This window comes from Pseudomonas sp. DTU_2021_1001937_2_SI_NGA_ILE_001 (genome assembly GCF_032463525.1).
Lineage (GTDB): Bacteria > Pseudomonadota > Gammaproteobacteria > Pseudomonadales > Pseudomonadaceae > Aquipseudomonas.
Genome location: NZ_CP135971.1, coordinates 4,409,322 through 4,422,563, shown reverse-complemented (window position 1 = coordinate 4,422,563; position 13,242 = coordinate 4,409,322). Strand labels below are relative to the sequence as shown.

Below are 13,242 nucleotides of genomic sequence, written 5' to 3'. Positions count from 1 at the left end.
CGGGCAAGCGGTCTGTCGAACACGACCACCTGCGCACCCTTCACAAGCTTTTGCCAGCAACCTGAAGTAAACTGCGCGGCTTTCCCGACATATCCACAGGTACACCCCATGCCCTGGCTGCAAGTCCGCCTCGCCATCAGCCCTGAACAAGCCGAGACCTACGAAAACGCCCTGCTCGAAGTCGGCGCCGTATCGGTCACGTTCATGGACGCGGAGGACCAGCCGATCTTCGAGCCCGAGCTCAACACCACGCCGCTGTGGGCGCACACCCACCTGCTGGCGCTGTTCGAGGCCGATACCGATGCCGGCCTGGCCCTGGCGCACCTGCGCCTGCTGACCGACGCCGAGCTGCCCGAGCACAGCGCCGAAGTCATCGAAGACCAGGACTGGGAACGCAGCTGGATGGACGACTTCCAGCCCATGCGCTTCGGCCAGCGCCTGTGGATCGTGCCCAGCTGGCACGCCGCACCGCAGCCTGATGCCGTGAACCTGCTGCTCGATCCGGGCCTGGCCTTCGGCACCGGCACCCACCCGACCACCGCGCTGTGCCTGGAGTGGCTCGACGGTCAGGACCTGGCCGGCTGCAACGTCCTGGACTTCGGCTGTGGCTCCGGCATCCTGGCCATCGCCGCGCTGCTGCTGGGCGCACCCAAGGCCGTGGGGACCGACATCGACGTGCAGGCCCTGGAGGCTTCGCGCGACAACGCCGGACGCAACGGCATCGCCGCCGAACGCTTCCCGCTGTACCTGCCCGAAGACCTGCCGGCCGAACCGGCCGACGTGCTGGTGGCCAATATCCTGGCCGGCCCGCTGGTTTCCCTGGCGCCGCAGCTGGCCAGCCTGGTCAAGCCGGGCGGCCGCCTGGCACTGTCGGGCATCCTCGCTGAACAAGGCGCAGAAGTGGCAGCGGCCTATGCCGATGCCTTCGACCTCGACCCGATCGCCGACCGTGATGGCTGGGTACGCATCACCGGCCGCCGCCGCTGACCGCTGCCTGAACCGGAGCGCCGCATGACCGACAGTTTCGTCACCCAGTGTCCGCACTGCCAGACCAGCTTCAAAGTCAACTATGCGCAATTGAGCGTGGCACGCGGCGTGGTTCGCTGCGGGTCCTGCCTGGAGGTGTTCAACGCCGCCAAACAGCTGGTCGAGCAGAGCGCCCAGGGTCGTGAACCCCCCACCCCCTGTCGCCCCCTGTGCCGGCCGAACCGCTGACAGCGGTGCCCGCCATCACCGTACCGGTGATCGAGCCTCCCGCGGCTGCGCAATCGCCAGCCTCCGCCGAACCACCGGCCAGGCATGCCCAATCGGACACGCTCGACGCCGAGGCCGGTGAGGATTATTGGCACGTCAGCGAACTGGACCTCGACGCCCTGGACCTGGACGGCGAGCTGGCACGCCTCGAACAGCGCGAGATCCAGCAGGCCGAAGCCTTCCAGGCGGCGCCGCCGGCCTCGCTGAGCGCGCGCCGCGATGCGCCGCAGACCGACCAGGGCGACTGGATCGACAGCCTGCCCAATGACGACGTGGAACCGGCACCGCCACGTGAGACCACGCCGCTCAGCGCCCGAGACCGCGACCCGGACCTGGACCAGAACACGGCCGAGGACCTTGACGACGAACCGCCGCTGCACGAGACGCGCACCGAGCCTTCGTTGTCGCTGACCCCACTGCCGCTCGACGACACGGAACCTGATGTCACGCCGCTGGAGCCGCGCAAGCCTGCGCAGGACAACAGCGCACGCCTGTCGGCACGGGATGACGACGCCGACGACGACACGCTGGATGACGAGCCCGCCGACCCGCGCGGACGCAGCGAACCGGCGATCCGTGACAAGGCCCTGCTGGACCTGACCGACGACCCGCTGCAGCTCGACTGGCAGCGCCCCAAGCCACGCTGGGGCCGCCGCCTGCTGTGGAGCACGCTGGTCGTGCTGGCCCTGGGCGGGCTGGCCCTGCAATACGTCTGGTATCACTTCGACCATCTGGCGCGCCAGGACCAGTACCGCCCCTGGTTCCAGCAACTGTGCCCGCAGCTGGGCTGCAAGGTGCCGTCGAAGGTCGACATCAACCAGCTCAAGAGCAGTAACCTGGTGGTGCGCAGCCACCCGGACTTCCAGGGCGCCCTGGTGGTCGATGCGATCATCTATAACCGCGCGTCCTTTTCCCAACCCTTTCCATTGCTGGAGCTGCGCTTTGCCGATACCAGTGGTCAGCTGATCGCCAGCCGTCGGTTCAAGCCCGGCGAATACCTGTCCGGAGAGATGGCTGGCAAGGAAGAGATGCCGCCGCAGACACCGATCCATATTGCCCTGGACATCCTCGATCCAGGCGCCAAGGCCGTGAACTACAGCCTCAACTTCCGCTCCCCCGAATAGCCGGTACAGACCGGCAAAGAGCGCTTGCGCAGCGCTTGAAACCTGCTTTTTTCAGCACGATCGATGCTGATCACGTGCCAGACCCACGAAAAACGCGCTATTGGCAATAAGACGACAGCTGTTCAGATTTTATCCAGTTCAGCCTTTATCCAGTCACCGAGAGCGGGTATCATGCCAACCCTTTTTCAAACTCCCGGTTCGGTCTCGTCGTTGCGCAAGCGGTTGGACGGACGAACTGTTGCAGACCGTGTGCAACGGTTTTCACGCGGCCTGTGGATGATTCGGCCCCTTTATAGGTAAAGCTATGTCGGCGGTACGCATCGGTCCCCATACATTGCAGAACGGCTTGATCCTCGCCCCGATGGCGGGCGTCACCGACCAGCCTTTCCGCCAGTTGTGCCGCAGCCTCGGAGCCGGCCTGGTGGTCTCGGAAATGGTCACCAGTGACATGAGCCTGTGGAACAGCCGCAAATCGCGCCTGCGCATGATCCATGAGGGCGACCCCGAGCCACGCTCGGTGCAGATCGCCGGTGGTGACCCGCAGATGCTGGCGGACGCGGCGCGTGCCAATGTCGAACTGGGTGCCCAGATCATCGACATCAACATGGGCTGTCCGGCCAAGAAGGTATGCAACAAGGCAGCCGGTTCCGCGCTGCTGAAAGACGAACAACTGGTGAGCGAGATCCTGCAGGCCGTGGTGGCCGCAGTCGATGTACCGGTCACCTTGAAGATCCGCACCGGCTGGGACCGTGACAACCGTAACGGCCTGACGGTCGCGAGGATCGCCGAACAGTCCGGCATCCAGGCGCTGGCGGTCCACGGCAGGACCCGCGCGGATCTGTACACCGGCGAAGCCGAGTACGACACCATCGCCGCGATCAAGCAGGCGGTGTCGATCCCGGTCTTCGCCAATGGCGATATCGATTCACCGGAAAAGGCCCGGCAGGTGTTGCAGCACACCGGGGCCGACGGGTTGTTGATTGGCCGGGCCGCCCAGGGCCGCCCGTGGATTTTTCGCGAGATAGAGCACTACCTGCGCACCGGCGAGAAACTCCCCGCGCCCCCGTTGGGCGAAGTGGAACGGATCCTGCTGGAGCACCTGACGGCGCTGCATGCCTTCTACGGCGACGTGATGGGCGTGCGCATCGCACGCAAGCATGTCGGCTGGTATCTCGCAACCTTGCCGGGCGCCAGGGAGTTTCGCGCCCACTTCAATCGTTTGGACGATACACAAGCACAGTGCGCCAACATCCGGGCGTTCTTCAGCCAAGGCTGCCAGGGCCCGGATAACGAGAATGAAGAAGAGGTGGCCGCATGACGATGATGACCGAGACTTTAGTGAGTGGAACAACACCCGTGAGCGACAATGTCAATTTGAAACAGCACCTGAACACGCCGAGCGAAGAGGGCCAGACCCTGCGCGGCAGTGTCGAGAAGGCGCTGCACAATTATTTCGCCCACCTTGAAGGCGCCACGGTCACGGACGTGTACAACCTGGTGCTGTCCGAAGTCGAGGCGCCACTGCTCGAAAGCGTCATGAACTACGTCAAGGGCAACCAGACCAAGGCTTCCGAGGTGCTGGGCCTGAATCGCGGCACCCTGCGCAAGAAACTCAAGCAGTACGATCTGCTTTAAGCGATGCAGACAAACCAAGGCGACCACCCACAGGTCGCCTTTTTTGCTGATTACCTTTAGCTTTGATGGAAATCGAGATGACCGACCAGACCACCCGCCTGCCGATCCGCCGCGCCTTGATCAGCGTTTCCGACAAGACCGGTATCCTGGAGTTCGCCCGTGAACTCGAAGCCCTGGGCGTGGAAATCCTCTCCACTGGCGGCACCTTCAAGCTGCTGCGCGACAACGGCGTCGCGGCCGTAGAAGTGGCTGACTACACCGGCTTCCCGGAAATGATGGACGGCCGCGTCAAGACCCTGCATCCGAAGATCCACGGCGGGATCCTGGGCCGTCGCGGCACCGACGACGGCGTGATGGGCGAGCACGGCATCCAGCCGATCGACCTGGTCGCGGTCAACCTGTACCCCTTCGAAGCCACCGTCGCCAAGCCTGGCTGCGACCTGCCGACCGCCATCGAGAACATCGACATCGGCGGCCCGACCATGGTCCGTTCCGCGGCCAAGAACCACAAGGACGTGGCCATCGTGGTCAACGCCAGCGACTACGCCAGCGTCCTGGAAAACCTCAAGGCCGGCGGCCTGACCTACGCGCAGCGCTTCGACCTGATGCTCAAGGCCTTCGAGCACACCGCCGCCTACGACGGCATGATCGCCAACTACCTGGGCGGCATCGACCAGCGCGCCGAGACCCTGTCCACCGAAGGCCGTGGCCAGTTCCCACGCACCTTCAACACCCAGTTCGTCAAGGCCCAGGAAATGCGCTACGGCGAGAACCCGCACCAGAGCGCGGCATTCTACGTCGAGGCCAAGCCGGCCGAAGTCGGTATCGCCACCGCCACCCAGCTGCAGGGCAAGGAACTGTCGTTCAACAACGTGGCCGACACCGACGCCGCGCTGGAGTGCGTGAAGAGCTTCGTCAAGCCGGCCTGCGTTATCGTCAAGCACGCCAACCCGTGCGGCGTGGCAGTCTGCCCTGACGACGAAGGCGGCATCCGCAAGGCCTACGACCTGGCCTACGCCACCGACACCGAGTCGGCGTTCGGCGGCATCATCGCCTTCAACCGCGAACTGGACGGCGAAACCGCCAAGGCCATCGTCGAGCGTCAGTTCGTCGAAGTGATCATCGCGCCAAGCGTCAGCGCCGAGGCCCAGGCCATCGTCGCCAGCAAGGCCAACGTGCGCCTGCTGGCCTGCGGCCAGTGGGGCGAGCGCCAGCCGGGCTGGGACTACAAGCGCGTCAACGGCGGCCTGCTGGTACAGAGCCGCGACATCGGCATGATCAGCCGTGACGACCTGAAAGTGGTCACCCAGCGCGCGCCGAGCGAGCAGGAAATCCACGACCTGATCTTCGCCTGGAAAGTGGCCAAGTTCGTCAAGTCCAACGCCATCGTCTACGCCAAGAATCGCCAGACCATCGGTGTCGGCGCCGGCCAGATGAGCCGCGTCAACTCCGCGCGCATCGCCGCCATCAAGGCCGAGCACGCCGGCCTGCAGGTCGAGGGCGCGGTCATGGCCTCGGACGCCTTCTTCCCGTTCCGCGACGGCATCGACAATGCCGCCAAGGCCGGCATCACCGCCGTCATCCAGCCAGGCGGCTCGATGCGCGATGCGGAAGTCATCGCCGCCGCCGACGAAGCGGGTATTGCCATGGTATTCACCGGCATGCGCCACTTCCGTCATTAAGAACGGCCGCACTGGCGCAGGCGTCTGCTGCGTTGGAGGGGGCGGCCCCGATGCTCATTGCCATGAGGCAACTGCGCTCGGTACCGCCCCCTCCGCCTTGCATCCGCCCGAGCCAGTGCGACCTCGCGATGCGGCGCTGCCGAACCGGGCAGCACTCGTCCCTTACAGAATTTGCGTCATCGAGGTTTTGACATGAATGTTTTGATCATTGGCAGCGGTGGCCGTGAACACGCCCTGGCCTGGAAAGTCGCGCAGGATCCGCGCGTGGCGAAAGTCTTCGTGGCCCCTGGCAACGCCGGTACCGCCACCGAGGCCAAATGCGAAAACGTCGCCATCGACGTGCTGGCCCTGGAGCAACTGGCCGATTTCGCCGAGAAGAACGTCGGCCTGACCATCGTCGGCCCCGAGGCACCGCTGGTGGCTGGCGTGGTCGACCTGTTCCGCCAGCGTGGCCTGCCGTGCTTCGGCCCGACTGCCGGTGCCGCACAGCTGGAAGGCTCCAAGGCCTTCACCAAGGACTTCCTGGCCCGCCACAAGATCCCCACCGCCGACTACCAGAACTTCACCGAGATCGAGCCGGCCCTGGCCTACCTGCGCGAAAAGGGTGCGCCAATCGTCATCAAGGCCGACGGCCTGGCCGCTGGCAAGGGCGTGATCGTCGCCACGACCCTGGCCGAAGCCGAAGACGTGGTGCGCGACATGCTCGCGGGCAATGCCTTCGGTGAAGCGGGCTCGCGGGTGGTGATCGAGGAATTCCTCGACGGCGAGGAGGCCAGCTTCATCGTCATGGTCGACGGCCACAACGTGCTGCCGATGGCGACCAGCCAGGACCACAAGCGCGTCGGCGACGGCGACAGCGGCCCGAATACCGGTGGCATGGGTGCCTACTCGCCCGCCCCGGTGGTCACCGCCGAGGTCCACCAGCGGGTCATGGACCAGGTCATCTGGCCGACCGTCCGTGGCATGGCCGAGGAAGGCAACGTCTACACCGGTTTCCTCTATGCTGGTCTGATGATCGACAAGGCCGGCAACCCCAAGGTCATCGAGTTCAACTGCCGCTTCGGTGACCCGGAGACCCAGCCGGTCATGCTGCGCCTGCAGTCGAGCCTGGTGCTGCTGGTCGAGGCGGCCCTGGCGCAGGCGCTGGACAAGATCGAAGCCCAATGGGACGCGCGCCCGAGCCTGGGCATCGTCCTGGCCGCTGGCGGCTACCCCGGCGACTACGCCAAGGGCGCGGCAATCGCCGGCCTGGACGCCGCAGCCGCCCTGCCGGGCAAGGTCTTCCATGCCGGCACGGCGCTCAAGGACGGTCAGGTGGTGACCAGCGGCGGTCGCGTACTGTGCGCCACCGCCCTGGGCGAAAGCGTCGGCGAGGCGCAGCGCAACGCCTATGCGCTGGCAGCGAAGATCGACTGGGAAGGCAGTTTCTACCGTAAGGACATTGGCTATCGCGCCATTGCCCGTGAGCGTGGTGAAGGCCTGAAATAAGGCCTCCAGGTCAGCCCCGCAAGGGGCTGGCCGGTTTTACCCGCACCGCGCGTTTTTCAGGCATTCACTCACGAAGGGACTTCGCCGTGCGCTGGCTCAGGATCGCCATAACCTCCACAGCAGGAATGCTGGCCCTGTTCTTCCTGCTGTCGGCGCATGCCGCCGCCAGCACAGGCTGGTCGACCCTGCTCGACGAGCAAGGTCACTTGCAGATCGGTGACGTGCGCGCCGCCCAGCAGCAGAACCAGTTCAGCCCCCGTGAACTGGACGCGATCACCGCAGCCGGCCCCGGCGGCGCGGTGTGGCTGCACTACCGGCTGCTGCCCAGCCCCCACGAACAACTGCTGCGCATCTTCGCTCCCGACCTGGCGAGCGCGGACCTCTATGTCTTCCAGGGCGACCGCCAGATCGACCTGCAACACACCGGCACCCTGGTCCCCAAGGAAAACCAGCGCCTGCCGTCCAGGGACTTCCTCCTCGCCGTGCCGCAAAGTCAGGCACCGCTGGATCTGTACCTGCGTCTGGTATCCAGCCAGCAGATGCGCCCCAACATCAGCCTGCAACCGGCCATCGAGAGCGCCGCCGACGAGTGCGAGCCCTTCCTCTTCGGCCTAGTGTTCGGCCTGCTGGGCATGCTGATCCTGCAGAACCTCGCCCGCTACAGCCACAGTCGCTCGCGTACCAACCTGTGGCTGGCTGCCTGCGAAGCCCTGCTGGCGCTCAGCGCCCTGCTGCTGCTGAACCTGCTGAACCTGTTCGACAGCTGGCGCATGGCCCAGACACCCGCTGCCCACGTGGCGCTGCTGCTGGCCGCCATCACCGGCCTGATGTACACCTACTGTTTCTTCGCGCACCGCAAGGCGCATGCCCTGGACCGCCTGCTGCTGATCGACGGCATCCTCATGGGCGTAGCCATCGCCCTGGTGCTGCTGGTCGACGGCCTGCCGATCAACGTGGTGACCTTCCTGTTCGTGTCACTGACCACGGTGAGCATCCTGGGCATCGCCATCCGCCACTGGGTGCGTGGCTACCGCTCCGCCCGGCTGTTCATGGCCTCGATGATCATCTTCAACATCGGCTACATGGTGGTGTTGCCGGGCCTGCTGTGGTTGAGCCTGATTCCGCCGCAATGGCTGATTCTGGCCCTGCTCGGGGTGTTCTGCGTCAGCGGCCTGCTGATGAACACCGCGCTGGGCGAGCGCCAGCGCAGTATCGTCGAAAGCCGTTTCAGCATCAGCCGCGACGAGGCCGCCAGCACGGCAGAGATCAACGCCAAGGCCGAGTTCCTGGCCAAGATCAGCCACGAGATCCGCACCCCCATGAACGGCGTGCTGGGCATGACCGAGCTGCTGCTCGACACGCCGCTGTCGGTCAAGCAGCGCGACTACGTGCAGACCATCCACAGCGCCGGCAACGAGCTGCTGACCCTGATCAACGAGATTCTCGACATCACCAAGCTGGAGTCCGGGCAGATCGAGCTGGATGACGTGCAGTTCGATATCGGCGCGCTGATCGAAGACTGCCTGAACATCTTCCGGGGCAAGGCCGAACAGCAGAACGTCGAGCTGATCAGCCTGGTGCAGTCGCAGGTGCCGAGGGTCATCAGCGGTGACCCGACGCGCCTGCGCCAGACCCTGCTGAGCCTGTTGGAGAACGCGCTGAAGAAGACCGAAGGCGGCGAAATCCTGCTGGTGGCCGGGCTCGACAGCCGCAACGGCAAGCCGCGCCTGCGCATCGCCGTGCAGGACACCGGCGAACCGCTGTCGGCCGAAGAGCGCGATGCCCTGCTGCACACCGAGCTGCACAGCCGCAACTTCCTGGCCTCCAGCAAGCTGGGCGGCCATCTGGGCCTGGTCATCGCCCGGCAGCTGATCCGCCTGATGGACGGCGAGTTCGGCATCCAGAATGGCAGCGGCCAGGGCAATACCCTGTGGCTGAGCCTGCCGCTGCCGGCGCACCTGCTGGATCAGCCGACCCTCGATCTGGACGGCCCGCTGCGCGATGCGCGACTGCTGGTGGTGGACGACAACGACACCTGCCGCAAGGTGCTGGTGCAGCAGTGCTCGTCCTGGGGCCTGAACGTCAGTGCCGTGGCCTCCGGCAAGGAAGCCCTGGCGCTGCTGCGTACCAAGGCGCACCTGCGCGACTACTTCGACGTGGTGCTGCTCGACCAGAACATGCCCGGCATGACCGGCATGCAACTGGCGGCGAAGATCAAGGAAGACCCCAGCCTGAACCACGACATCCTGCTGATCATGCTCACCGGCATCAGCGATGCACCGAGCAAGGTCATTGCGCGCAATGCCGGGATCAAGCGCATTCTCGCCAAGCCGGTGGCCGGCTATACCCTCAAGACCACCTTGGCCGATGAGCTGACGCAACGAAACAAGGGGGACTCCCCGACCGTGCCAGCCCCGGCACCGATGGTCGCCAAGCCCATCGAACTGCCCAGCGACTTCAGGATTCTGGTGGCCGAAGACAACAACATCTCCACCAAGGTGATCCGCGGCATGCTGGGCAAGCTCAACCTCAAGCCCGACACCGCCAACAATGGCGAGGAAGCGCTGCGCGCAATGAAAGCCCAGCGCTACGACCTGGTGCTGATGGACTGCGAGATGCCGGTGCTCGACGGTTTTTCCGCTACCGAGCAACTGCGCGCCTGGGAAGTGGGCAACCAGCGGGTGCGTACGCCGATCGTGGCGCTGACCGCGCACATCCTCAGCGAACACAAGGACCGTGCCCGCCAGGCCGGCATGGACGGCCACATGGCCAAGCCGGTGGAGCTGTCGCAACTGCGCGAGCTGATCGAATACTGGTTGGCGCAGCGCGAACGGCTCAGGTCGACGATGCGTGACGAAAAGACCTATCAGCAGAACTGAAATCGGTAGCCAAGAGGGCGGCGTTCGAGCAAGCCGCGCTCAAAACCCCTAGACTGGCGACCTCTTCCTTGCGCGAGCGCCTGCCATGCTGCATCTGCTGTCCAGCGTCTACCTGAAGATGTTGGTGCTCTACAGCCCCTTCTTCGTGCTGTCGTGTTTCATCAGCCTGTCGCGTGGCTATTCGCGCAAGGAACAGAAGCGCCTGGCATGGAAGGTTGCGCTGGCCACCCTGCTGTCCAGCGTGCTGCTGTACCTGTTCGGGCGGGTGATCTTCGATGTGTTCGGTATCACCGTGGACGCCTTTCGCATCGGCGCCGGCAGCGTGCTGTTCATTTCCGCGCTGGGCATGGCGCAGGGCAAGTCGGCGGTGCAGACCGATAACGTGCAGCAGGACGTCAGCATCGTGCCGCTGACCATTCCCATCACCGTAGGCCCGGGCACCATCGGTGCCTTGCTGGTGATGGGCGTCAGCCAGCCCCACTGGGACGACAAGATCCTCGCCCTGCTGGGCATTGCCCTGGCCAGCTTCACCGTGGGGCTGGTGCTGTTCATGGCCAACCGTATCGAACGCCTGCTGGGCGACCAGGGTCTGCAGATCGTCAGCCGCCTCATGGGGCTGTTCGTCTGCGCCCTGGCGGCGCAGATCATCTTCACTGGTATTCGCGGTTACCTGGTTACCGGCTAGCGCCGTTCAAGGCGCCAGCAAGCCCAGCTCGCTCGGGTCGAACGCCCGAATCACCGCGTGGCTCTTGTCAGCCAGATAGCCCTGCACGCTGGCACGACGTGCAGCATAACGCTGGGGTTCGAACCGGTAGCTGCCGCCCTTGAAGTGCAGCACCAGCCGACGCATGCCGGCCGAACCATGGTCGACGCCGACCCGCAGCGCACAGAGCATCACGCTTGGCAGACCGTCGTTGGTCATCTCGCAGGGCACGATCTGCATACTGCCGCGGCTTTCGGAAAATCCGCCGCCGCGAAAGTAAGCCGTGGCCATGTCACGAATACCCAACCAGCGAACCGCCCCTCGAACCAGCGCGCTGACCTCGGCGCTGGCCACGCTGCTGGCCAGGCGGAAGCTGGCGGTCTCGAAGTCCGAGACACTGCTGAGCAGTACCGCATCCTTGATCACCAGGTTCTGCCGCACGAAGCCATGACTTTCCAGACGATCGCGGTAGTAGTGCATCCAGTTGTGCCACTGGCCCTGGAAGTCATTGAGATGGCTGGCGAACAGCTGGGCGTATAGCAACACGTCCTGAATGTCGTCCCGGTATTCGGTCGGCACCGAGGCGTAGAATGCCAACAAGCTGTCCAGCTCGCCCACTCGGGCAACGAAGTCCGGCGCACTCATGGCATTTCCGCGCGCCGCGCAAGCGGCATGACCAACCCTGGACGCCGATCGCGCAAGGCCTTGGCGAAAGCCTCGCGCAACGGCGCATAGAGCGTATGAGAGAGGATCAGCCGGTGAAAGCTCAGGCTCACGTTGCCGCGAATGCGCTCGCGACACCAAGGGCCCAGCAGTTCATCGGCGGCCAGGGCGCAACGGCTGGTGAAATGCAGCTGCAGCAGCGTAAGGCTGTCATCGGTGTCCACCAACCCCAGCTGCAGGGCCAAGGTTGTGCCCTCCGGTGCCAGCACCTGGGAGGCGAACAGTTCGAACGCCGGTTGCAGGGCCTGACAGTCGGCCAGCGCTGCTTCGCTGCGTTCGAGCAAGGCAGCGCTGACGAACCCGGGCCGCCACGCGCGCGCCCAGTCCCAGAGCGTGGCCGTGGTCAGTTCCGGTGCCGGCTGCAAGAAGCTTTCGCTGGCCTGTGACAGCCAGCCAAAGCGCAGTGCGGCCTGCAACCAGGTGGCCTTCCACTGCGGGTACTCGGCGAAGCGCGAATGCTTGCGCGAGGCGGCCAGTTGCACGTAGAGGGTGGAGTCCAGAACGTCCTGGTCGTGGGGCTGCCCATGGAAGAACAACAGGCAACCGGCATTGACGATCACGTCACTCGATGGCTGGTTCATGATCCGCTCCTGTCTGGCACCCGGTCTTCAGATATCGAACTCGGCGATGGCCTGGCGCGAGCCGGCCGCCAGCTTCTCCTGCACCAGCTCACGGTGCTGGGCATACAGGCGGCTGTTCAGCACCAGGCTGTCTTCACCGCGATAAGTCTCGACATCGGCGCTGCCCCATTCCCAGAACAGAACATCGCGCACTTCGGTGTTGGCCTTGAAGCTGACCGCCCCCATCACCACGTTGACCAGCCCATCGCCGGACTCGCTGCACGACGCCATGCGGAAATGACCACCCTGGTGAGTGCGGCTCTGGCGCTCGAACAGACGCAGTGGCTCGTCCTTGGCCCGCAGCGCCTGTACGGCATCGGTGGCGACTTTGAGCATGGCCACGGAAGCCGGGCCGGGTAACGCGGCGGCGGCCAGGGCCGAGGCGATGATTTCCAGGCCAACCTGGTCCATGGACAGGCGCTGCCCCTGCGCCTGGTAGCGGGCGTAGCGCCACTGGCTGGACAGCCAGCCGAGGCGCGACAGCACCTCGTTGAACTTGCCGTACCACAGTGGGCTCTCGGTTTCCGGGTTGAAGGCCTTGTTGGCCACCAGGGTGGCGAACAGGAAGGAGTCCATAACGTCCTGGCGATTCTGCGTCGAGGTGCCTTCGGTGAAGGCCAGCAGGCTGCTGGCGACCACGGCCCCTTGAGCGACCGGTGCGGGTTGCTCATCGTCTAGGGCCATCGGCGTCGCGGCAACATGCTCGGCCAGCGAATGGCTGCAGTCGCTCAGCTCGCAATTGGCGATGTAGTTCAGGCGTGGGTCGGCGTTCAAAGGGCTTGGGGTATTCATGATCATCGTTCCTTCTTGGGTGGGAGTCCTCATGGACGACCCGCAGGCTAGCGAGGAACGCCGAGCGGCCCTACCGCCAGCAAAGGGCGGAATACGATCTGCTGGCTGTAGGATCGGTCTGCCTCCTACCGCGAGCTGAATACAGAATTTTCTCCATTACCCCCCAGCCCAAAGGCGAGAACCACAGCCGCCGGAAGGGCAACAAAAATGCAGAGAAACGGATGACAGCAGTGATCGGCGCGCGTCCGGCAATGGCGCCTCACATCAGAGAGGAAATCGCGGGGTTCAATACAGGTTCTGAATACTTGTTACGGACCGTTTCCTACGGCGGACAACGTCAGC

10 protein-coding genes and 1 pseudogene are annotated in these 13,242 nt (G+C 64.8%); 8 read left to right on the top strand and 3 right to left on the bottom strand.

Annotation, left to right across the window (positions count from 1 at the left end; genetic code table 11):
* Window positions 1–108: 108 nt before the first annotated feature.
* The 8 genes and pseudogenes from prmA to RRX38_RS19115 all read left to right on the top strand — a co-directional run bounded on the left by prmA (window position 109) and on the right by RRX38_RS19115 (window position 10,747).
* Entirely contained in the window at window positions 109–987 is an 879-nt protein-coding gene (gene prmA / locus RRX38_RS19150) for a 50S ribosomal protein L11 methyltransferase (protein WP_315960283.1), read from the top strand.
* 24 nt (window positions 988–1,011) lie between these two features.
* A pseudogene (locus tag RRX38_RS19145) lies at window positions 1,012–2,378 on the top strand (DUF3426 domain-containing protein).
* Between the two features lie 304 nt (window positions 2,379–2,682).
* Window positions 2,683–3,696 (top strand): tRNA dihydrouridine synthase DusB, encoded by a 1,014-nt coding sequence (gene dusB / locus RRX38_RS19140; RefSeq protein WP_295476600.1) that lies wholly within the window; start codon window positions 2,683–2,685, stop codon window positions 3,694–3,696.
* Window positions 3,693–4,013, top strand: coding sequence for a DNA-binding transcriptional regulator Fis (gene fis / locus RRX38_RS19135; protein WP_295476601.1), 321 nt, complete (start codon window positions 3,693–3,695; stop codon window positions 4,011–4,013). The genes dusB and fis overlap by 4 nt, the downstream gene beginning before the upstream one ends.
* A gap of 77 nt (window positions 4,014–4,090) precedes the next feature.
* Window positions 4,091–5,695, top strand: a complete 1,605-nt coding sequence (purH, locus tag RRX38_RS19130; protein WP_295476602.1) for a bifunctional phosphoribosylaminoimidazolecarboxamide formyltransferase/IMP cyclohydrolase — start codon at window positions 4,091–4,093, stop codon at window positions 5,693–5,695.
* A gap of 192 nt (window positions 5,696–5,887) precedes the next feature.
* Window positions 5,888–7,183, top strand: a complete 1,296-nt coding sequence (gene purD / locus RRX38_RS19125; protein WP_315960282.1) for a phosphoribosylamine--glycine ligase — start codon at window positions 5,888–5,890, stop codon at window positions 7,181–7,183.
* 86 nt (window positions 7,184–7,269) lie between these two features.
* Window positions 7,270–10,062, top strand: a complete 2,793-nt coding sequence (locus RRX38_RS19120; protein WP_315960281.1) for a hybrid sensor histidine kinase/response regulator — start codon at window positions 7,270–7,272, stop codon at window positions 10,060–10,062.
* A gap of 85 nt (window positions 10,063–10,147) precedes the next feature.
* Window positions 10,148–10,747: a MarC family protein gene (locus RRX38_RS19115; protein WP_295476605.1), complete on the top strand. Its 600-nt coding sequence runs from the start codon at window positions 10,148–10,150 to the stop codon at window positions 10,745–10,747.
* 6 nt (window positions 10,748–10,753) lie between these two features.
* Here the strand turns inward: RRX38_RS19115 and RRX38_RS19110 are convergent, their stop codons facing one another.
* From RRX38_RS19110 to RRX38_RS19100, 3 genes are read right to left on the bottom strand one after another with little or no spacing between them, the layout of a single operon-like run.
* On the bottom strand, window positions 10,754–11,410 hold the full coding sequence (locus RRX38_RS19110; protein WP_315960280.1) for a hypothetical protein: 657 nt from the start codon (window positions 11,408–11,410) through the stop codon (window positions 10,754–10,756).
* A complete protein-coding gene (locus tag RRX38_RS19105; protein ID WP_315960279.1) occupies window positions 11,407–12,069 on the bottom strand; it encodes a hypothetical protein in 663 nt (220 codons plus the stop codon). Before RRX38_RS19105 ends, RRX38_RS19110 begins: the two co-directional genes overlap by 4 nt.
* A 27-nt stretch (window positions 12,070–12,096) precedes the next feature.
* On the bottom strand, window positions 12,097–12,900 hold the full coding sequence (locus RRX38_RS19100; protein ID WP_315960278.1) for a hypothetical protein: 804 nt from the start codon (window positions 12,898–12,900) through the stop codon (window positions 12,097–12,099).
* Between the last annotated feature and the right edge of the window lie 342 nt (window positions 12,901–13,242).

Coding starts and splice junctions, on each gene's coding strand:
- prmA (WP_315960283.1), top strand. CDS start 109: ATGCCCTGGCTGCAAGTCCGCCTCGCCATCAGCCCTGAACAAGCCGAG.
- dusB (WP_295476600.1), top strand. CDS start 2,683: ATGTCGGCGGTACGCATCGGTCCCCATACATTGCAGAACGGCTTGATC.
- fis (WP_295476601.1), top strand. CDS start 3,693: ATGACGATGATGACCGAGACTTTAGTGAGTGGAACAACACCCGTGAGC.
- purH (WP_295476602.1), top strand. CDS start 4,091: ATGACCGACCAGACCACCCGCCTGCCGATCCGCCGCGCCTTGATCAGC.
- purD (WP_315960282.1), top strand. CDS start 5,888: ATGAATGTTTTGATCATTGGCAGCGGTGGCCGTGAACACGCCCTGGCC.
- RRX38_RS19115 (WP_295476605.1), top strand. CDS start 10,148: ATGCTGCATCTGCTGTCCAGCGTCTACCTGAAGATGTTGGTGCTCTAC.
- RRX38_RS19110 (WP_315960280.1), bottom strand. CDS start 11,410: ATGAGTGCGCCGGACTTCGTTGCCCGAGTGGGCGAGCTGGACAGCTTG.
- RRX38_RS19105 (WP_315960279.1), bottom strand. CDS start 12,069: ATGAACCAGCCATCGAGTGACGTGATCGTCAATGCCGGTTGCCTGTTG.
- RRX38_RS19100 (WP_315960278.1), bottom strand. CDS start 12,900: ATGAATACCCCAAGCCCTTTGAACGCCGACCCACGCCTGAACTACATC.